Below are 19382 nucleotides of genomic sequence, written 5' to 3'. Positions count from 1 at the left end.
GGTGCCAAGGTGCGCAAAGGGTGGCTGGGCCACCCCCGTGTCGAGCAACGTTCGGCACCAGCCGGTTGCCCAGCCTGCCGTTGTCGCGACGACGCGTCCTGTTTGCTGCGGTGCCAACCAGGCCCCGGTGGTTTCGAATGGGTATCCGAATCAACCAAGCGGGCCTCGTGCACTCAGTCAGGAGGAGGAATCAACCGTCGGCCGTGGACGCTCGAGGCATCTGCTACACGGTCCGAGGGCTGTGCATCTCCACCCTGCACGTATCCCTGATAATTCGGGTGCTGCCGCGCGCTGAATCCGCAACGGGTTGCATTTTTCGCCAGCTTCGAATGGGAGCTGACGCCATTACATATCCAAGGCAGGTATTTCCGAAGCATTCGCCTTGCGTTGCGTGGAAGCGACGGGGCGGGCAGAGGTGCAGCGAAAAGAATCGGGAAGCAGGTGAAAAACCACACTTGTCGTTTTTTTTCGGTCTTCTCTACACAGCGCTGGTGGCGATTCCAGGCAATTCGGTAAACTGGCGAAAACCCCGTAGGACGGCCTCGCGTCCTGGAGAACTGCGTAGGTCAGGAACCGGCCCAGGGCCTGGTTTCACTGGCCTGCCGCTTTTGGCGGCGTTCGCGACTATAGCAGTAATGATTAAGTGCTTCAATTCCATAAATAATTGTTATGATCCCCGCCATGACGACCAATACCCCTCCGACTTCCGGCGTTCAGCTGATCGAAGTCGCGCCGGAACTTGCCGGCCAACGCATTGACAATTTCCTCATCACGGCGCTCAAGGGCGTGCCCAAGACCCTGGTCTACCGCATCCTGCGCAAGGGTGAGGTGCGGGTCAACAAGGGGCGGGTCAAACCCGAGTACAAGATTCAGGCCGGCGATATCGTGCGCGTGCCGCCTGTCCGGTTGCCCGAGCGTGACGAGCCGGCGCCGGTGGCCCAGGGCCTGCTGCAGCGCCTGGAAGCAGCCATCGTCTACGAAGACAAGGCGCTGATCGTGATGAACAAGCCAGCCGGTATTGCCGTGCATGGCGGCAGCGGCCTGAGCTTTGGCGTGATCGAGGCGCTGCGCCAGCTGCGTCCGGACGCCAAGGAGCTGGAGCTGGTGCATCGCCTGGACCGCGACACCTCGGGCCTGCTGATGATCGCCAAGAAGCGCAGCATGTTGCGCCACCTGCACGCCGCCCTGCGTGGCGACGGCGTGGACAAACGCTACATGGCGCTGGTGCGTGGCCACTGGCCGACCTCGAAGAAGCAGGTCAATGCGCCACTGCTCAAGAGCAACCTGCGCTCCGGTGAGCGCATGGTCGAAGTCAATGACGAGGGCAAGGAAGCGCTGACCCTGTTCCGCGTGCTGCGCCGCTTCGGCGAGTTTGCCACCATTGTCGAGGCGCGCCCGATCACCGGTCGCACCCACCAGATTCGCGTGCATACCCTGCATGCCGGGCACATGATTGCCGGTGACAGCAAGTATGGCGACGAGGACTTCAGCCGCGAGATCCGCGAGCTGGGTGGCAAGCGGCTGTTCCTGCATGCCTATGCCCTGACCGTGCCGCTGCCCGATGGCGGCGAGCTCAAGCTCGAGGCGCCTGTTGATGAAGTGTGGGCGAAAACCGTGGAGCGACTCAGTGCGGCGTGACTATGAGTTACTGATTTTCGATTGGGATGGCACCCTGGCCGACTCCATCGGCCGCATCGTCGAGGCGATGAATGCCGCTGCCGAGCGTGCTGGGGAGGCGCCCAGCCCTGAGGATGCCGTCAAGGGCATCATCGGCCTGGCGCTGGGGGAGGCCATTGCGACGTTGTATCCGCACCTGGATCCACTGCAAGTCGAAACCTTCCGCCAGCACTACGCCGACATCTATATGGCCCTGGACCAGCAGCCTTCGCCGCTGTTCGAAGGTGTGGTCGAGTCGCTGGATGCTTTCCGCGCCGAGGGCTATCGCCTGGCGGTGGCAACCGGCAAGGCGCGCCGCGGGCTGGATCGCGTGCTCAAGGCCAATGGCTGGGAGCAATTCTTCGACATCACCCGTGCCGCCGACGAAACCCGTGGCAAGCCCCACCCGCTGATGCTCGAGCAAATCCTCGGGCATTGTGGTGTCGAACCCGGGCGGGCGCTGATGGTCGGAGATTCGGCATTCGACCTGCAGATGGCTAGCAACGCCGGCATGCATTCGGTGGCGGTGGGCTATGGTGCCATGTCGCTGCAGGCGCTGGCCGAGTTTGGCCCGCAGGTGTGCATCGATCATTTTTCCCAGCTGCGCGAGTGGCTGGGCGGTTCCAGGCAAGTCCAATTCCAAGGTAGGTGAGCATGGCTGACGAGTGGAAAGCGCCGGTTAACGAAACCGAAGAGGAGCGCCTCGCTCGCGAGGCGCGTGAAGCGCAGAACGAAGAGGCTCGTGTCGAGCAGAAGAGCTGGAAACTGCTGGAAAAGACCCTGCTGGCGGGTGTTCAGGAGCAGCGCCGGGCCCGGCGCTGGGGGATCTTCTTCAAGCTGCTGACCTTCGTCTACCTGTTTGGCATTCTGGTGCTGTTTACGCCCTTGATGGACATGGACAAGGCTGCCACGCGCAGCGGCAATCACACGGCCCTGGTAGAAGTGCGCGGGGTGATTGCCGATCAGGAGGCCGCCAGTGCCGATAACCTGGTCAAGAGCTTGCGCGATGCGTTCAAGGACCCCAAGACCAAAGCGGTGGTCATGCGCATCAACAGCCCTGGCGGCAGCCCGGTGCAGGCGGGTTATGTGTACGACGAGATGCGCCGCCTGCGTGGCGAGCACCCGGATATCAAGTTGTATGCGGTAATCACTGATCTGGGGGCTTCGGGTGCCTACTACATCGCCAGCGCGGCGGATGAGATCTATGCCGACAAGGCCAGCCTGGTCGGTTCGATTGGTGTGACAGCGGCCGGTTATGGCTTTGTGGGCTCAATGGAAAAGCTGGGCGTCGAGCGTCGGACCTACACCGCTGGTGAGCACAAGGCGTTCCTTGATCCGTTCTCGCCAGAAAAGCCTGATGAGCGCGCGTTCTGGCAGGGCGTGCTGGACACCACGCACCAGCAGTTCATTGCCATGGTCAAGCAGGGGCGGGGGGATCGCCTGAAGGACAAGGAGCATCCGGAGTTGTTCAGCGGCCTGGTCTGGTCGGGTGAGCAGGCCAAGGCGCTGGGGCTGGTGGATGGGCTTGGCAGTGCCAGCTATGTGGCGCGGGAAATCGTAGGTGAGAAGGAGTTGGTCGATTACACCGTGCAGGAATCGCCGTTCGATCGCTTCTCCAAGCGTATTGGTGCCAGTGTGGCTGAGCATCTGGCCATGTGGATGGGGTTCCAGGGGCCGCAGTTGCGCTGAATGCTGCAGGGTGCCTGTCTTGGGGTTTGTGTCGGGTGTGAGATCGAGCGCCGCCCGCGCGGCGCATCGCGAGCTGCGCTCGCTCCTACGTTTGTTTCGGGCCAGTATCGCCTGTGACAGGCGCGCGCGACCGCCTTGGTGGCATGGCGCGATATCCAGTCGTGTGCCAAAGCGTCCGCGCGCAAATCCCACAGAAATAATTGGCCCGAAACAAACGTAGGAGCGAGCGCAGCTCGCGAAGCGCCGCGCGGGCGGCGCTCGATCTCACAGGCGCCATAACCCTCAAGCCAGGCTCAAGGAACCACCACCCCTTCCTTGGTCAGCATATCCACCAGCCGAATCAGCGGCAGCCCGATCAGGCTGGTCGCATCGCACCCATGGGTGCTCTGAAACAAGCTCACCCCCAATCCCTCCGCCTTGAAGCTCCCTGCGCAATCCAGCGGCTGCTCCGCTGCCACATAGCGCTCCACACGCTCCCGATCCAGCTCGCGCATCGTCACCGTGAACGGCACACAGTCGACCTGGCGCTGCCCGGTCGCGGTATTGAGCAGTGCCAGCCCGGTCAGGAAGGTCACTTGCTGGCCGCTGGCTTCGAGCAACTGCTCGCAGGCGCGCTCGAAGGTGTGCGGCTTGCCGAGGATCTGCTCGCCCAGCACTGCCACCTGGTCGGAGCCGATGATCAGGTGCTGTGGATGGCTCTCGGCAAGTGCCTCGGCTTTTTGCCTGGCCAGGCGCCGTACCAGTTCCACGGCGGGCTCGTCAGCCAGGCGCCGCTCGTCTAGGTCGGGGCTTGCCCAGGTGAAGGGCAGGCGCAGGCGCGCGAGCAGTTCGCGCCGGTAGGCAGAGCTGGAAGCCAGCAACAGAGGCAGCATGATAGACTCCTGGTCAGTTGAACCTGATTCTAACATGCGAGATGCCGCCGAATTTCCTTTGACAGGGGCGGGGGGCATCCCTAGAATGCTGCGCCTATGTTGAATGACCCGATTCCACCTCACGTTGACCCGCGCAAATTAGCCGATCGAGGCGTATCCATCACTGGTACGCTGCAACTCGCTGATTTGGAAAGACTCTGCGACCCGCTTTCCGACGATGTCGGTACGGTGCAGGCGAAGTTCGATTTTGAACGAGATGAACAGCACGTGGTGGTTATCCACAGCGAGCTGGACGTCGAGGTCAAAATGGTTTGCCAGCGTTGTCTTGAGCTGGTCACCCTGCCGATCCACAGCGAATGTACTTACGCCGTGGTGAAGGAGGGTGCGAATACCCAGTCGTTGCCGAAAGGCTATGACGTGCTGGAACTGGGCGAAGATCCTTTGGATCTGCAGGCCTTGGTCGAGGAGGAGCTGCTGCTCGCCTTGCCTATCGTGCCTGCTCATCATCCGGAAGAATGCCAGCAGCCGGCGGGCGCAGACGAGCCCGAATCGAGCAAGGACGAGGTATCGCGGTCCAACCCGTTCAGTGTTTTGGCGCAGTTAAAGCGTGACCCAAACGTTTAGGAGTTAATCAATTATGGCTGTTCAGCAGAACAAAAAATCCCGCTCTGCCCGTGACATGCGCCGTTCGCACGACGCCCTGTCGGAAAACGCGCTGTCGGTAGAAAAGACCACCGGTGAAGTACACCTGCGTCACCACGTTTCGCCAGAAGGCGTATACCGTGGTCGCAAAGTGATCGACAAGGGCGCTGACGAGTAATCCTTGTCCGCTCAGATCATCGCGATCGACGCAATGGGCGGGGACTTCGGTCCCCGCAGCATTGTCCAGGCTAGCATTGCCTGCCTTTCGGCTACTCCCTCGCTGCACCTGACCCTCGTCGGTCAACCCTCCCTCCTTGAAGATCTTGTCAGCGGCCTTGCGGCTGCGGATCGCGCGCGTCTGCAGATTGTCGCCGCCAGTGAGGTGGTCGGTATGGACGAGCGGCCATCGCAGGCATTGCGTGGCAAGCCGGATTCGTCGATGCGCATCGCCCTTGAACTGGTGCGGGACGGCAAGGCCCAGGCCTGCGTCAGCGCCGGCAATACCGGGGCGCTGATGGCGTTGTCGCGTTTCGTGCTCAAGACCCTGCCGGGTATCGATCGGCCGGCAATGGTCGCGGCGATCCCGACCCAGGCGGGTTATTGCCAGCTGCTCGACCTGGGAGCCAACGTCGACTGCAGTGCCGAAAACCTCTACCAGTTCGCCGTCATGGGCTCCGTGGCTGCCCAGGCCTTGGGTATTCACCGGCCGCGCGTGGCGCTGTTGAACATTGGTACCGAGGACATCAAGGGCAACCAGCAGGTCAAGCTGGCGGCCACGTTGCTGCAGAACGCCCGCGGCCTGAATTACGTCGGTTTCGTCGAAGGTGACGGCCTGTACCGTGGCGAGGCGGATGTGGTGGTGTGCGACGGCTTCGTCGGCAACATCCTGCTCAAGTCCAGCGAAGGCCTGGCGACCATGATCGGCGAGCGTATCGAAAAGCTGTTCAAGGGCGGCGCGTTGTCGCGGGTGGCCGGGGCGGTGGCGATGCCGCTGCTCAAGCGGCTGCAGGCCGACCTGGCGCCGGCGCGGCACAATGGCGCGAGCTTCCTCGGCCTGCAGGGCATCGTCATCAAGAGCCATGGCTCGGCAGGTGTGCAGGGCTTTCAGAGCGCGATCCAGCGGGCGCTGATCGAGATCCAGGAAAACCTCCCGCAGCGGTTGCATGGCCGCCTCGAAGACCTGTTGCCTTAGGCATTTCGCCGATGAAGTGCTTAAATGTGACCGCTCAGTTTCCGTTTCCATCCAAGTTTTCAGATTCCGCGTCTGGCCCACGGCTTGGCGCACCCTATCCGACGACAAGATCATAAGGGCTTGTTCAATGTCTGCATCCCTCGCATTCGTCTTTCCCGGTCAAGGTTCCCAGTCGCTGGGCATGCTCAAAGAGCTGGGCGCTGAAAAGCCGGTGATCATCGAGACCTTCAAGGAGGCCTCCGAAGCTCTGGGCTACGACCTGTGGGACCTGGTTCAGAACGGGCCGGAAGAAAAACTCAATCAAACCGACAAGACCCAGCCGGCGATCCTTACCGCCTCCATCGCCCTGTGGCGGCTGTGGCTGGAAGAGGGTGGCGCGCAGCCGGCCTTCGTCTCTGGTCACAGCCTGGGTGAATACAGCGCGCTGGTCGCCGCTGGCAGCCTGTCGCTGAAAGAGGCGGTGAAGCTGGTCAAGCGCCGTGGCGAACTGATGCAGGAGGCCGTGCCGGCCGGTCACGGTGCCATGGCGGCGATTCTGGGCCTGGATGACGCGGTGGTGGTCGAGATCTGTGCCAAGGCCGCTGAAGATGAAGTGGTCAGCGCGGTAAACTTCAACTCGCCAGGCCAGGTCGTGATCGCTGGCAACAAGGCTGCAGTGGACCGTGCCATCGAGCTGTGCAAAGAGGCCGGTGCCAAGCGCGCTTTGCCGCTGGCGGTCAGCGTGCCGTCGCATTGCGCCCTGATGAAGCCGGCCGCCGAGCGTTTCGCCGAATCGGTCAATGCCATCGAATGGAAGGCCCCGCAGATCCCGGTGGTGCAGAACGTCACCGCCGCCATCGCTGCCGACCTCGATGCCCTGAAGCAGGACCTGCTGGCGCAGCTGTACCAGCCGGTACGCTGGGTCGAGTGCGTACAGACCCTGGCTGCCAATGGCGCGGTCAACCTGGTCGAGTGCGGCCCGGGCAAGGTTCTGGCTGGCCTGAACAAGCGTTGCGCTGACGGCGTGACCACCTACAACCTCAATACCCCTGACGCTGTCGCCGCCACCCGTGCGGCGCTGGCCTGATTTGGAGAAGCTTGCATGAGCCTGCAAGGTAAAGTTGCACTGGTCACCGGCGCCAGCCGTGGTATTGGCCAGGCCATCGCCCTCGAGCTGGGCCGCCAGGGCGCGACCGTGATCGGTACCGCTACGTCGGCTTCCGGTGCCGAGCGCATCGCTGCCACCCTGAAAGAGCATGGTATCGCCGGCACCGGCATGGAGCTGAACGTCACCAGCGCCGAGTCCGTGGAAGCAGTGCTGGGCGCCATCGGCGAGCAGTTCGGTGCGCCGACCATTCTGGTCAACAATGCGGGTATCACTCGCGACAACCTCATGCTGCGCATGAAGGACGACGAGTGGTTCGACGTGATCGACACCAACCTGAACAGCCTCTACCGTCTGTCCAAGGGCGTGCTGCGTGGCATGACCAAGGCGCGTTGGGGTCGTATCATCAGCATCGGTTCGGTCGTCGGTGCCATGGGCAACGCCGGCCAGGCCAACTACGCGGCGGCCAAGGCCGGCCTCGAAGGCTTCAGCCGCGCCCTGGCGCGTGAAGTGGGCTCGCGTGGCATCACCGTCAACTCGGTGACCCCGGGCTTCATCGACACCGACATGACTCGCGAGCTGCCAGAAGCGCAGCGCGAAGCCCTGCAGACCCAGATTCCGCTGGGCCGCCTGGGTCAGGCTGACGAAATTGCCAAGGTGGTTTCGTTCCTGGCGTCGGACGGCGCAGGCTACGTTACCGGCGCTACCGTGCCGGTCAACGGCGGGATGTACATGTAAAACTGCAACGCAATGTGACGGATTGCTTCAAAAAAGAGTCATACTGCGAGCCTAAAATCCGTTATAAAGCTGCAACCAGATTCCAGGCAGCGGGTGCAGTGGCTAAAGGGAAGGTGCGTTCCGCTTGAAAAGCGAACGTCTTTCTATAAACTTGGTCACCGGCCAGCTGCCTGACATATGTCCATTAGGAGTGAAAACTAGGTATGAGCACCATCGAAGAACGCGTCAAGAAAATCGTCGCCGAGCAACTGGGCGTCAAGGAAGAGGAAGTGACCAACGAGAAGTCCTTCGTCGATGACCTGGGTGCCGATTCGCTTGACACCGTTGAGCTGGTGATGGCTCTGGAAGAGGAATTCGAGACCGAAATCCCTGACGAAGAAGCCGAGAAGATCACTACCGTTCAAGCTGCCATCGACTACGTCAACAGCCACAAGGCCTAAGACGTTGTAGTCGACGCTTCTTGTCGAGAAGAACCGCACTGCCTTTGCTGGCGTGCGGTTTTTTCTTTGCGAGCCTTCAGCGTTGCTTCACTCGCGTCGAGAGCTTGTTGCCATTTCATTCCATTGCTTGAATGCAATGGCAAGAAACTCTGTGATTAGAAAAGGAGAGTACTGTGTCGCGTAGACGCGTCGTGGTCACCGGTATGGGTATGCTGTCGCCACTGGGTACCGATGTACCGAGCACTTGGCAGGGCATTCTGGCTGGCCGCAGTGGCATTGGTCCGATCGAACACACGGACCTGTCTGCCTACTCCACCCGTTTTGGCGGCTCGGTGAAAGGCTTCGAGGTTGAGCAGTACCTGTCGGCCAAAGAGGCCCGCAAGCTCGACCTGTTCATCCAGTACGGCCTGGCGGCCGGTTTCCAGGCGGTGCGTAACGCCGGCCTGGAAGTCACCGACGCCAACCGTGAGCGCATTGGCGTGGCCATGGGCTCGGGTATCGGCGGCCTGACCAACATCGAAGAAACCAGCCGTACCTTGCACGAGCAGGGCCCGCGCCGCATTTCGCCGTTCTTCGTGCCGGGTTCGATCATCAACATGATCTCCGGTTTTCTGTCGATCCACCTGGGGCTGCAGGGGCCGAACTACGCCATTGCCACCGCATGCACCACTGGCACCCACTGCATCGGCATGGCCGCGCGCAACATTGCCTACGGTGAAGCCGACGTGATGATCGCCGGTGGCGCCGAAATGGCCGCCTGTGGCCTGGGCATGGGCGGCTTTGGTGCCTCCCGTGCGCTGTCGACCCGCAACGATGAGCCAACCCGTGCCAGCCGTCCCTGGGACAAAGGCCGTGATGGCTTCGTGCTGTCCGACGGTGCCGGCGCCCTGGTGCTCGAAGAGCTCGAACACGCCAAGGCCCGCGGTGCGACCATCTATGCCGAGCTGGTCGGTTTCGGCATGAGCGGTGACGCCTACCACATGACCTCGCCGCCCGACAGCGGTGAAGGTGCGGCCCGTTGCATGGCCAACGCCCTGCGCGATGCTGGCATCCAGCCTGACGAGGTCAGCTACATCAACGCCCACGGTACCTCGACGCCGGCCGGTGATATCGCCGAAGTCGCGGCGATCAAGCGCGTGTTCGGTGATCATGCCTACAAGCTGGCCGTCAGCTCGACCAAGTCGATGACCGGTCACTTGCTCGGCGCCGCCGGTGCGGTAGAGGCGATCTTCAGCGTGCTGGCAATCAACAGCCAGATGGCGCCGCCGACCATCAACCTCGACGAGCCGGACGAAGGGTGCGACCTCGACTTCGTGCCGCACCAGGCGCGCAGCATGCCGATCGATGTGGTGCTGTCCAACTCGTTCGGCTTTGGCGGCACCAACGGTTCGCTGGTGTTCCGCCGGTTCGCCGGTTGATGCACAGCTGGATCGACGGCCAGCCCGCGACTGCGATCAACTTGCAGAACCGCGGCCTGGCCTACGGCGATGGCCTGTTCGAGACCATCGCCGTGCGCGGTGGCCGGCCCAGCCTGCTGGACGGCCATCTGGCCCGCCTGGCGCTGGGTTGTCAGCGCCTGGCCATCGACGCCGACCTGGCGCTGCTGCGTGATGAAATCCTGCGCTTTGCCAGCCAGCTCGGTGACGGTGTCGCCAAGCTGGTCCTCACCCGTGGTGACAGCCAGCGTGGCTACGCGCCGCTTGCCGGCGTTGCGCCGCGCCGGATTCTCCAGGGCAGCCCGCTGCCCAGCTATCCTGTCGAACATGCCGAGCTGGGCGTACGGCTGTTCCCTTGCCAGACCCGGCTTGGGGAACAACCGTTGCTGGCCGGGCTCAAACACCTCAATCGCCTGGAGCAGGTGCTGGCCCGTGCCGAATGGCAGGACAGCGAGCATGCCGAAGGCCTGATGCGTGACGGGCAGGGCAGGGTGGTCGAAGGCGTATACAGCAACCTGTTTCTGGTGCGTGATGGCGTGCTGCTTACGGCGGACCTCAGCCGTTGCGGCGTTGCCGGCGTGATGCGTGGTGCCTTGCTGGAGCAGGCGCAGCTACTGGGCATGGTGGTACAGGTGCGTGATATCGCGTTCGACGAACTGCAACAGGCGGATGAAGTATTCGTCTGCAACAGTGTCTACGGCGTCTGGCCTGTGCGTGCAATTGCCGCGCTGAACTGGCCGCCGGGACCGCTCACCCGTAAACTGCAGGCCGTTGCCCGTACGTTACTGGATACCTGAATTCGTGAGACGCAAATTCCTGCTGCTGCTGGAAATGGGCTTGATCCTCGCCGGCCTGGCCCTGGGCTGGTCGGCGTGGAAGATCAACTCGGTGCTGGAGCAGCCACTGCATGTGGCCGAAGAGCGCCTGCTCGACGTGCCCAGTGGCACCAACCCCAACCGCATGTTCTATCGCATGCAGGCCGAGGGCTTGCTCGATGATGCCGTCTGGCTGCGCCTCTATTGGCGCTTCAACATGGCCGGCACGCAGTTGCATACTGGCGAGTATCGCCTGACCCCTGGCATGACCGTGGAAGCACTGTTCGACGCCTGGCGCCGTGCCGACGTGGTGCAGTACAACCTGACCCTGGTCGAAGGCTGGACCTTCCGCCAGGTGCGCTCGGCGGTGGCCAGGCACGAGAAGATCAAGCATACACTCGAAGGGCTTTCCGACGCCGAAGTGATGGACAAGCTCGGCCACACCGGCGTGTTCCCTGAAGGCCGCTTCTTCCCGGACACCTACCGCTTCGTGCGTGGCATGAGCGACGTCGAGTTGCTGCAGCAGGCGTATATGCGCCTGGATGAAGTGCTGGCCAAGGAGTGGGCAGAGCGCACCACCGACCTGCCTTACCGCGACCCTTACCAGGCTTTGATCATGGCCTCGCTGGTGGAGAAGGAAACCGGCATCCCGCAGGAGCGCGGGCAGATTGCCGGCGTTTTCGTCCGCCGCTTGCGCCTGGGCATGATGCTGCAGACCGATCCGACGGTGATCTACGGCATGGGTGAGCGTTACAACGGCAAGATTACCCGCGCCGACCTGCGCGAACCGACGCCTTACAACACCTACACCATGACTGGCCTGCCACCGACGCCGATCGCCATGGTCGGGCGCGAGGCAATCCATGCCGCGCTCAATCCGTCCGATGGCACCAGCCTGTACTTCGTCGCCCGCGGCGATGGCAGCCACGTGTTCTCCGATGACCTGGATGATCACAACTCGGCGGTGCGCGAGTTTCAGCTCAAGCGTCGTGCGGATTACCGGTCCAGTCCGGCGCCGCAATCGCCATCCGAGGACCCGGCCGAGCCTGCTGTGCAGGATCCGGCCGACGAGGCTGCACCGGCTGACGCGCCGGCGCCCGACGAACAATATTAAGGACTGCCTGTGAGCGGCTTGTTTATTACCCTGGAAGGCCCCGAAGGCGCGGGCAAGAGCACCAACCGCGATTACCTGGCCGCACGCCTGCGAGAGCAGGGCCTGGACGTGGTACTGACGCGGGAGCCTGGTGGTACGCCATTGGCAGAAAAGGTTCGTGAGCTGTTGCTGGCGCCAAGCGATGAAGCCATGGCGGCGGACACCGAACTGCTGTTGGTATTCGCTGCCCGCGCCCAGCACCTGGCCCAGGTGATTCGCCCGGCGCTGGCCCGTGGTGCGGTGGTCCTGTGCGATCGCTTCACCGATGCCACCTACGCCTACCAGGGCGGTGGTCGCGGACTGTCCGTGGCGCGTATCGCTACCTTGGAGCAGTTCGTCCAAGGTGATCTGCGCCCGGACCTGACCCTGGTCTTCGACCTGCCGGTGGAAGTCGGCCTGGCCCGTGCCGCCGCGCGCGGCCGCCTGGACCGTTTCGAGCAGGAAGGCCAGGCCTTCTTCGAGGCCGTGCGCCAAGCCTATCTGCAGCGCGCCCAGAGCGAACCCCAGCGCTACAGCCTGCTCGACGCTGCGCAGCCACTGGAAGCCGTGCAGCGCGCCATCGATGCACTGCTGCCGGCCATCGTGGGGCGTTGCCGTGGCTGAGGCCTACCCCTGGCAGCAGGCGCTCTGGCAGCAACTGGCCGGGCGTGCCCGGCACGCCCATGCCTACCTGCTGCATGGCCCGCAGGGCATCGGCAAACGCGCCTTGGCCGAGCGGCTGATGGCGCGCCTGCTATGCCAGCAGCCGCAGGGGCTGGATGCCTGTGGGCAGTGCAAATCGTGTCTGTTGCTCAAGGCTGGCAGCCACCCGGACAACTTCGTGCTGGAACCGGAAGAAGCCGATAAGCCGATCAAGGTGGACCAGGTACGTGAACTGGTGTCGTTCGTGGTGCAGACGGCGCAGCTGGGCGGGCGTAAAGTGGTGTTGATCGAGCCGGTCGAGGCGATGAACGTCAACGCTTCCAACGCCTTGCTCAAGAGCCTGGAGGAGCCTTCGGGCGATACTGTGTTGCTGCTGGTCAGTCATCAGCCCAGTCGGCTGCTGCCCACCATCAAGAGCCGCTGTCAGCAAGTCGTCTGTCCGCAGCCAAGCCAGGCACAGAGCCAGGCCTGGCTGGCCACGGCATTGACCGACAGCGATGAGGCAGAGCGCGAGGAGCTGCTGACGCTGGCCGCCGGGTCGCCGTTGATGGCCGTGAGTCTGCAAGCTCAAGGTGTGCGTGAGCAAAGGGCTCTGGTGACCGACGGGGTGAAGAAGCTGCTCAAGCAGCAGCAATCGCCCAGCCAGTTGGCCGAGGCCTGGAGCAACGTACCGTTGTTGCTGTTGTTCGACTGGTTCTGCGACTGGTCGCACCTGATTCTGCGCTACCAGTTGACCCAGGATGAAGACGGGTTAGGTTTGGCCGACATGCGCAAGGTAGTGCAATACCTGGCGCAGAAGGCTCGTCAGGGTAAGGTGCTGGAAGTCCAGGCGTGGATCCTTGAACAGCGCCAGAAGGTGCTCGGTAAAGCCAACCTCAATCGCGTTTTGCTGCTGGAAGCCTTGCTGGCCCATTGGGTACAGCTGCCGGGTTCCCGCTGATTTTCCATCTTTTCATGTGTGCCGCCTGCCATGCTCGTAGATTCCCATTGCCATCTCGACCGTCTTGACCTGAGCGCCCACCAGGGCTCCCTCGATGCTGCCCTGCAGGCGGCGCGCGAGCGTGGGGTCGGGCATTTCCTGTGCATTGGCGTCAGCGCCGAAAATGCCGGGGCGGTGAAGGCGCTGAGTGAGCAGTACGTCGATGTCGACTGCTCGGTCGGTATTCACCCGCTGGACCTGGCGCCGGGCGAGACGCCGGCGCTGGAATGGCTGCTGCGCGAGCTGGCGCACCCGCATGTGGTGGCGATCGGTGAAACTGGCCTGGATTACCACTACGAGCCGGAAGCCGCCGAGTTGCAGCAGGCGTCGTTCCGCCTGCACCTGGAAGCTTCGCGCCAGACTGGCAAGCCGGTGATCGTGCATACCCGTGCTGCCCGTGCCGATACGCTGGCGTTGCTGCGTGAAGCGAACCTGCCGCAGGCGGGCGTGCTGCACTGTTTCACCGAAGACTGGGACATGGCCAAGGCGGCGCTGGACCTGGGTTATTACATTTCGCTGTCTGGCATCGTCACGTTCCGCAATGCCGATGCCCTGCGTGAGGTGGCGCGGCAGGTGCCGGTCGACCGCCTGCTGGTGGAAACCGACTCGCCTTACCTGGCGCCAATCCCGCATCGCGGCAAGCCGAACCTGCCGCAGTATGTTCGGGAGGTGGCGGAGTATGTGGCATCGTTGCGCGGGGTCAGCTACGACCAGTTGGCCGAGCAGACTACCGGCAACTTCAAGCGCCTGTTCCCACTTGCACGAGTGGCCTAAACCCAGCCCAATCGCTTTTGCTCTGCTTTTGCTCTGCTTTTGCTCTGCTTTTGCTCTGCTTTTGCTCTGCTTTTGCTCTGCTTTTGCTCTGCTTTTGCTCTGCTTTTGCTTCTAAGTGCGCGGTAGTTCAGGCGACGCAGAGTGCGACTTCAGGAGGCCGAACGCAGGCGTCTGGAGGGCCAGGGTGCGTAGCACCCCTTCGGCGTAGCCGAAGGCGCGAGATGTAGACTTGCGCAGCAAGTCGTAGGCCGCGCGGGCCCGGAAGGCGCCGGAGTGAGGGGACCCCGGAGCGCAGCGTAGGGGCCGGATGATGGGAGCGGGGGTTTTTGCCTACTTTTTGCCCAGTCAAAAAGTAGGTCGCCGTAAAGGCGAAAAGGTGATTCAGCGCCACCATGGCGAATGAATGTAGACCTGCTTTGAAAGCCCACTTTTAAAAGCCAAAAGCCAAAAGCCAAAAGCCAAAAGCCAAAAGCTGAAGCGAAAAACTCGCACGCAGTGGTTTTGATTATTACGAGCGCATTCATTTGCGAGGGCGACGCACAGTCACCTTTCCGCCCTTACGGCGGGTTACTTTTTGACTGGGCAAAAAGTAACCAAAAACCCCGGCTCCCATCATCCGGCCCCTGCGCTGCGCTCCGGGGTCCCCTCACTCCGGCGCCTTCCGGGCCCGCGCGGCCTACGACTTGCTGCGCAAGTCTACATCTCGCGCCTTCGGCTACGCCGAAGGGGTGCTGCGCACCCTGGCCCTCCAGACGCCTGCGTTCGGCCTCCTGAAGTCGCACTCTGCGTCGCCTGAACTATCGCGCGCTTAGAAGCAAAAGCAGAGCCAGAGCCAGAGCCAGAGCCAGAGCCAGAGCTTGGCATCTGGTCTCGGGCAAAAAAAACCCGGGTTCTGGGGGGGGAATCCGGGTTAAGACCATTAGGAGTAAAACAAAGGTACGCGGTCCCTGAGCACCTTTATCGGCGCGCCACTTGGGGGGGATGCGCCGCGCCAACACTTCAAGTATTGGTCAGGTTTGGCACAGTGCCAGTGCTTCTCTGTTCGTTTTTTAAACAGATTTGGAATACGCCCGCCGTCCCTTCCTCCCTCAACGCATGGCAAGACGCTTTACTTGCTGAACAGCTTCGTCGATCAACTGCCCACTGGTGTAGAAATGTGGCGAAAATCGCACACCGGGCCCTCTCAGTGCACAAATCGTCTGCTCCGCCACCAGGCTTCGGTAGATAACCGCACTGTCCCGCCCCTGAAGGCTGAAGGTCACGATACCCGCCCGTCTTTCCTGGGCAGCAGGACTATGCAGATGCAAGCCGGGAATACCGTTCAGCCCTTGCAGCAGTTGATCGACCCGCAACTGCAATTGTCGGCCGACCTCGTCCATGCCGATTTCCTCCAGCAATGACAGGCTGGCTTCCAGGGCGCACGCGCCCAGCATGTTCGGGCTGCCGCTTTCGAAGCGCCTTGCGCTGCGGGCCGGCTGCCAGTCGCGGCGTTCGAAGTCGCCCAGACGTTCCAGCATATGCCAGCCATAGGCATGCAGCTTCAGCTGCGGGCGCAAGGCGGCGCGGCAATAGAACAAGCCCAGGCCCTCGGGGCCCAACATCCACTTGTGGCCGTCGGCCATGGCGAAATCGCAGCGGTAGCGCTGCACGTCGAAGGGCAGGGCGCCAATCTGCTGGATGGCATCGACACAGAACAGCACCTGGCGAGCCTGGCAGCCCTCGCCGAGGCGAGGCAGGTCCAGGCGCAGCCCGCTGGCGAACTGCACGGCGCTCACCGCCAGCAAGCGCGTGCGCGGGCCGCAGGCGGCGAGCAGCGCGGCTTCCGGGTCTGCCCCGGCAAGGCTCACCTGGTTCACCTCGACGCCATGCTTGGCCAACGCTTCCCAGACGACCCGGTTGGAAGGAAATTCCTCATCACTGATCACCACTTGGTCACCGGCCTGCCAGTCGAGACCGAAAGCAACCAGCGACAGCGCCTCGGACGTGTTCTTCACCAGCGCGATGTCTGCCCAGGAGGGCGCGTTGATCAGCCGCGCCAGCCTTTCGCGCAGCCTGCGTTCGGTGGCCAGCCATGTCGGGTAGTCGCTCGCCCCCAGGCGCACATTGTCACGGGCAAACCGCGCCACGGCCTCGCTGGCCCGGCGCGGCCAGGGAGCGATGGCCGCGTGGTTCAGGTAACGCAGCCCTGGCGCCTGTTCGAACTCATCGTGAAACATAGACATGGTTGGATGATCCGTGCAATTTGCTGCAAGTTAGGCATAATAAACCGCTTCAATGTCATCCAGTCCTTCCTATGCAGAAAGAACCTCGTAAGGTCCGTGAGTTTCGCCGTCGCGAACAGGAAATCCTCGATACAGCGCTGAAGCTGTTCCTCGAACAGGGTGAAGACAGCGTCACCGTCGAGATGATCGCCGACGCCGTGGGTATCGGCAAAGGTACGATCTACAAGCACTTCAAGTCCAAGGCGGAGATCTACCTGCGCCTGATGCTCGATTATGAGCGTGACTTGAACGCGCTGTTGCACTCGGCCGATGTCGATCGCGACAAGGAGGCGCTGTCGCGCGCCTACTTCGAGTTCCGCATGCGCGACCCGCAGCGCTACCGGCTGTTCGACCGCCTGGAAGAGAAGGTGGTCAAAGGCAACCAGGTGCCGGAAATGGTCGAACAGCTGCACAGCATCCGCGCGTCCAACTTCGACCGCCTCACCCAGCTGATCAAGGGCCGCATCAGCGAAGGCAAGCTCGAAGACGTGCCGCCGTACTTCCACTACTGCGCGGCCTGGGCGCTGGTGCATGGCGCCGTGGCGCTGTACCACTCGCCGTTCTGGAGCAATGTGCTGGAGGATCAGGAGGGCTTCTTCCAGTTCCTCATGGACATCGGCGTGCGCATGGGCAACAAGCGCAAGCGTGATCCGGAAACCACCAACTGAAGGTGCGCGTCGTCACCGGGTGAGCCTGGCGTGAAATGGGGACTTGCAAAAACTTGATCCATGAGTCAAGTTTTGCCAGCCCCGATTCATCCATGCCGGAGTCATCCATGATCGTCGATCGTCAAGGCAGGCGTTTTCGCAACCTGCGCGTCAGCCTGACGGCTGCCTGCAACTATGCCTGCAGCTACTGCGTGCCTGACGGCAAGCGCCTGGTCGCAGCCCAGGATGAGCTGTCGGCGGAGGCCTTGGCGCGTGGTGTGGGCTACCTCATCGAAGCCGCCGGCATCGAGCGTTTGCGCATCACCGGAGGCGAGCCGCTGGTCAGCCCTCGGCTGGATGCCTTTCTGGCGGCGGTGGCCAAGCTCGACCTGGACGACATCGCGCTGACCACCAACGGCCAGCTGCTCGCACGCAAACTGCCTCAGCTGCAGGCGGCCGGCATTCGTCGCCTGAACGTGTCCCTCGATACCCTCGATCCTCAGGCATTCCGCCGCATCGCCCGTGGCGGTGATCTGGCCAGTGTGCTGGCAGGCATGGACAAAGCCAGCGCCATGGGCATGCGCATCAAGGTCAACATGGTGCCAATGCGTGGCCAGAACCTCGATCAGGTGCTGCCGATGCTCGACTATTGCATGGCACGTGGCTTCGAGCTGCGCTTCATCGAACTGATGCGCATGGGGCATCTGGCCCGGGACAACAATGCGTTCCTGCAGCAGTTTGTCGGGCTCGATGCGTTGCTCGATGTGATTGGCACCAGGTATGGCTATCAACAGGTCGAGGCGCCGCTGGACGCCACGGCGCTGCGCTACCGGATCCCCGGGCACGGCCAGTTCGGCGTCATCGCCAACGAAAGCGTGCCGTTCTGCCGTACCTGCTCGCGGCTGCGGCTGTCCTCTACCGGCTGGCTGCACGGCTGCCTGTCTTCGAGCAATCGTCACTTTGTCGGCGACCTGCTGGAAAAACCACGTCATCAGGCGCTGCCAGGTTTGCAACGGTTGCTGGTAAAAGCCCTGGCAGACAAACAGGAACTGGCGTTTTCCGGAGGGGTGATGGTGATGAAGGTGATTGGCGGCTGAAGCTGGCGCAAAAGCTGCATCCGCCGGCTATTCGCCGGTTTTTCGTCACCGGCCACTGGAGGAAAGATGCGTAGCCTGGTCTTGCTGCTGACGCTGATGGCGTTGGGCGGTTGCATGAATGTCAGCGATATGGGCGAGGGCGTCCGTTACCACATGAGCGATGCCGGTTTGCTGGACCACAGCGATACCCGTCGTACCCTGTCGATTCGCCTGCAGCCCGATTCGTTCATCTTCATTGGCCAGGGCGCGTTCATGCCGCCAGGCAAGGGCCCGGTGCCGAAGCAGAACGTCGTGGCCGAGGAGGCCTTCAAGAGCTTCGTCGAGTATTTCCCGCTGGTGCGTCGCGCCCAAGGGCCGCTGGGGCTTGAGGAAGCGATTGCCCAGGCCCGATCGGTGGGCGCCGATTATGTGCTGTACACCCGCTTCGCCCGCACGGACGACCGCATCGGCAATGGCGATGAGTGGTATGACGAACAGGCTGTCGATCGACTGGGTTGGGACACCGGTGTCGTGCAGATGATGCTGATCGAGACCAACACGCGCTACCTGATCGACACGGCGCGGATCAAGAGCCGTGGCGGTTTGTTGACGTTCCACGACCAGTCACCGCAGGATTTGCTTGGCGCACCGATGCGCGAGTACGCTCGTAGCCTTCTGGGCATGAGCGAGTGAGGGCAGGGTGATGACGGATTCCGGCAAGGCCAACGATTTATTGGCGCAGATTCCCAAGCACAAGGGGCTGCCGCCGGTGCATCTGTGGAACCCGGATTTCTGCGGCGATATCGACATGCGTATCGCCCGCGATGGCACCTGGTATTACCTGGGCACACCCATCGGGCGCAAGCCGATGGTTCGCTTGTTCTCCACGATCATTCGCCGCGATGGCGATGATTATTTCCTGATCACGCCGGTGGAGAAGGTTGGCATCCGCGTCGATGATGCGCCGTTCGTGGCCGTGACGTTGGAGGTGCTGGGCAGCGGCGAGGCACAGGTGCTGCGCTTTACCAGCAATGTCGAGGACGAGGCCGAGGCGGGGCCACAGAATCCGTTGCGGGTCGAAATCGATCCGCTCACCCAGGAGCCATCACCCTACGTCTTGATGCGCACGAATCTGGAAGCGCTGATCCACCGCAATGTGTTCTACCAGTTGGTCGACCTGGCAGTGCCGCGCATGATCGATGGCGAGGAGTGGCTCGGGGTCTGGAGCCACGGCGAGTTCTACCCGATCGGGCGCAATTGCTGAGATCGATTGCCGCTGGCTGGCC

The 19382-nt window shown here is 62.5% G+C and carries 21 protein-coding genes; 19 read left to right on the top strand and 2 right to left on the bottom strand.

What is annotated here, in order from left to right; genetic code table 11:
- Nucleotides 1–681 precede the first annotated feature (681 nt).
- The 3 genes from rluC to OCX61_RS19910 are packed head-to-tail and all read left to right on the top strand — an operon-like array spanning nucleotide 682 to nucleotide 3345.
- Nucleotides 682–1638 (top strand): 23S rRNA pseudouridine(955/2504/2580) synthase RluC, encoded by a 957-nt coding sequence (gene rluC / locus OCX61_RS19920; protein ID WP_261941045.1) that lies wholly within the window; start codon nucleotides 682–684, stop codon nucleotides 1636–1638.
- Nucleotides 1628–2308 carry an HAD family hydrolase gene (locus OCX61_RS19915; protein WP_261941044.1) on the top strand — a complete coding sequence of 227 codons (681 nt, stop codon included), beginning with the start codon at nucleotides 1628–1630 and terminating at the stop codon, nucleotides 2306–2308. The genes rluC and OCX61_RS19915 overlap by 11 nt, the downstream gene beginning before the upstream one ends.
- A gap of 2 nt (nucleotides 2309–2310) precedes the next feature.
- Nucleotides 2311–3345 carry a S49 family peptidase gene (locus OCX61_RS19910; protein WP_261941043.1) on the top strand — a complete coding sequence of 345 codons (1035 nt, stop codon included), beginning with the start codon at nucleotides 2311–2313 and terminating at the stop codon, nucleotides 3343–3345.
- 293 nt (nucleotides 3346–3638) lie between these two features.
- Here OCX61_RS19910 and OCX61_RS19905 read toward each other — a convergent pair whose 3' ends face one another.
- A complete protein-coding gene (locus OCX61_RS19905) occupies nucleotides 3639–4217 on the bottom strand; it encodes a Maf family protein (RefSeq protein WP_261941042.1) in 579 nt (192 codons plus the stop codon).
- Nucleotides 4218–4313: 96 nt separating this feature from the next.
- On the opposite strand from OCX61_RS19905, the gene OCX61_RS19900 reads away from it, so the two are divergent.
- The 12 genes from OCX61_RS19900 to OCX61_RS19845 all read left to right on the top strand — a co-directional run bounded on the left by OCX61_RS19900 (nucleotide 4314) and on the right by OCX61_RS19845 (nucleotide 14112).
- A complete protein-coding gene (locus OCX61_RS19900; protein WP_027919446.1) occupies nucleotides 4314–4841 on the top strand; it encodes a YceD family protein in 528 nt (175 codons plus the stop codon).
- A 13-nt stretch (nucleotides 4842–4854) separates the two neighbouring features.
- Entirely contained in the window at nucleotides 4855–5037 is a 183-nt protein-coding gene (rpmF, locus tag OCX61_RS19895; protein ID WP_010223221.1) for a 50S ribosomal protein L32, read from the top strand.
- 3 nt (nucleotides 5038–5040) lie between these two features.
- Entirely contained in the window at nucleotides 5041–6051 is a 1011-nt protein-coding gene (plsX, locus tag OCX61_RS19890) for a phosphate acyltransferase PlsX (RefSeq protein WP_261941041.1), read from the top strand.
- Nucleotides 6052–6178: 127 nt separating this feature from the next.
- Complete coding sequence (gene fabD / locus OCX61_RS19885) at nucleotides 6179–7117, top strand: ACP S-malonyltransferase (protein WP_261941040.1); 939 nt, start codon at nucleotides 6179–6181, stop codon at nucleotides 7115–7117.
- A gap of 15 nt (nucleotides 7118–7132) precedes the next feature.
- Nucleotides 7133–7873, top strand: a complete 741-nt coding sequence (gene fabG / locus OCX61_RS19880) for a 3-oxoacyl-ACP reductase FabG (protein WP_261941039.1) — start codon at nucleotides 7133–7135, stop codon at nucleotides 7871–7873.
- A 203-nt stretch (nucleotides 7874–8076) separates the two neighbouring features.
- Complete coding sequence (gene acpP, locus OCX61_RS19875) at nucleotides 8077–8313, top strand: acyl carrier protein (RefSeq protein WP_008096410.1); 237 nt, start codon at nucleotides 8077–8079, stop codon at nucleotides 8311–8313.
- A gap of 173 nt (nucleotides 8314–8486) precedes the next feature.
- The gene (gene fabF, locus OCX61_RS19870) at nucleotides 8487–9731 is read left to right on the top strand and encodes a beta-ketoacyl-ACP synthase II (protein WP_261941038.1); all 1245 of its coding nucleotides are present in this window, start codon (nucleotides 8487–8489) and stop codon (nucleotides 9729–9731) included.
- Nucleotides 9731–10546: an aminodeoxychorismate lyase gene (pabC, locus tag OCX61_RS19865; RefSeq protein WP_261941037.1), complete on the top strand. Its 816-nt coding sequence runs from the start codon at nucleotides 9731–9733 to the stop codon at nucleotides 10544–10546. Before fabF ends, pabC begins: the two co-directional genes overlap by 1 nt.
- A 4-nt stretch (nucleotides 10547–10550) precedes the next feature.
- A complete protein-coding gene (mltG, locus tag OCX61_RS19860) occupies nucleotides 10551–11678 on the top strand; it encodes an endolytic transglycosylase MltG (protein WP_261941036.1) in 1128 nt (375 codons plus the stop codon).
- A gap of 9 nt (nucleotides 11679–11687) precedes the next feature.
- A complete protein-coding gene (gene tmk / locus OCX61_RS19855; protein ID WP_261941035.1) occupies nucleotides 11688–12320 on the top strand; it encodes a dTMP kinase in 633 nt (210 codons plus the stop codon).
- Nucleotides 12313–13299: a DNA polymerase III subunit delta' gene (locus OCX61_RS19850; protein ID WP_261941034.1), complete on the top strand. Its 987-nt coding sequence runs from the start codon at nucleotides 12313–12315 to the stop codon at nucleotides 13297–13299. Before tmk ends, OCX61_RS19850 begins: the two co-directional genes overlap by 8 nt.
- Before the next feature lie 30 nt (nucleotides 13300–13329).
- Nucleotides 13330–14112: a TatD family hydrolase gene (locus tag OCX61_RS19845; protein WP_261941033.1), complete on the top strand. Its 783-nt coding sequence runs from the start codon at nucleotides 13330–13332 to the stop codon at nucleotides 14110–14112.
- Between the two features lie 1088 nt (nucleotides 14113–15200).
- On the opposite strand, the gene OCX61_RS19840 is transcribed toward OCX61_RS19845, so the two are convergent.
- Entirely contained in the window at nucleotides 15201–16334 is a 1134-nt protein-coding gene (locus tag OCX61_RS19840) for an aminotransferase class V-fold PLP-dependent enzyme (RefSeq protein ID WP_261941032.1), read from the bottom strand.
- 71 nt (nucleotides 16335–16405) lie between these two features.
- Here OCX61_RS19840 and OCX61_RS19835 point away from each other — a divergent pair, with 71 nt between their 5' ends.
- The 4 genes from OCX61_RS19835 to OCX61_RS19820 all read left to right on the top strand — a co-directional run bounded on the left by OCX61_RS19835 (nucleotide 16406) and on the right by OCX61_RS19820 (nucleotide 19360).
- Nucleotides 16406–17041, top strand: coding sequence for a TetR/AcrR family transcriptional regulator (locus OCX61_RS19835; RefSeq protein WP_261941031.1), 636 nt, complete (start codon nucleotides 16406–16408; stop codon nucleotides 17039–17041).
- A gap of 107 nt (nucleotides 17042–17148) precedes the next feature.
- Nucleotides 17149–18117 (top strand): GTP 3',8-cyclase MoaA, encoded by a 969-nt coding sequence (locus OCX61_RS19830; RefSeq protein WP_261941030.1) that lies wholly within the window; start codon nucleotides 17149–17151, stop codon nucleotides 18115–18117.
- Between the two features lie 66 nt (nucleotides 18118–18183).
- Nucleotides 18184–18789: a DUF4823 domain-containing protein gene (locus OCX61_RS19825; protein WP_261941029.1), complete on the top strand. Its 606-nt coding sequence runs from the start codon at nucleotides 18184–18186 to the stop codon at nucleotides 18787–18789.
- A 10-nt stretch (nucleotides 18790–18799) separates the two neighbouring features.
- The gene (locus tag OCX61_RS19820; RefSeq protein WP_261941028.1) at nucleotides 18800–19360 is read left to right on the top strand and encodes a DUF1285 domain-containing protein; all 561 of its coding nucleotides are present in this window, start codon (nucleotides 18800–18802) and stop codon (nucleotides 19358–19360) included.
- The last annotated feature ends 22 nt before the right edge of the window (nucleotides 19361–19382 follow it).

Origin of the sequence: Pseudomonas sp. LRP2-20 (assembly GCF_024349685.1) — a bacterium.
Taxonomy (GTDB): Bacteria; Pseudomonadota; Gammaproteobacteria; order Pseudomonadales; family Pseudomonadaceae; genus Aquipseudomonas.
The sequence above is the reverse complement of the archived record's forward strand: the minus strand, read 5'-3'. Positions and strand labels throughout refer to the sequence as shown.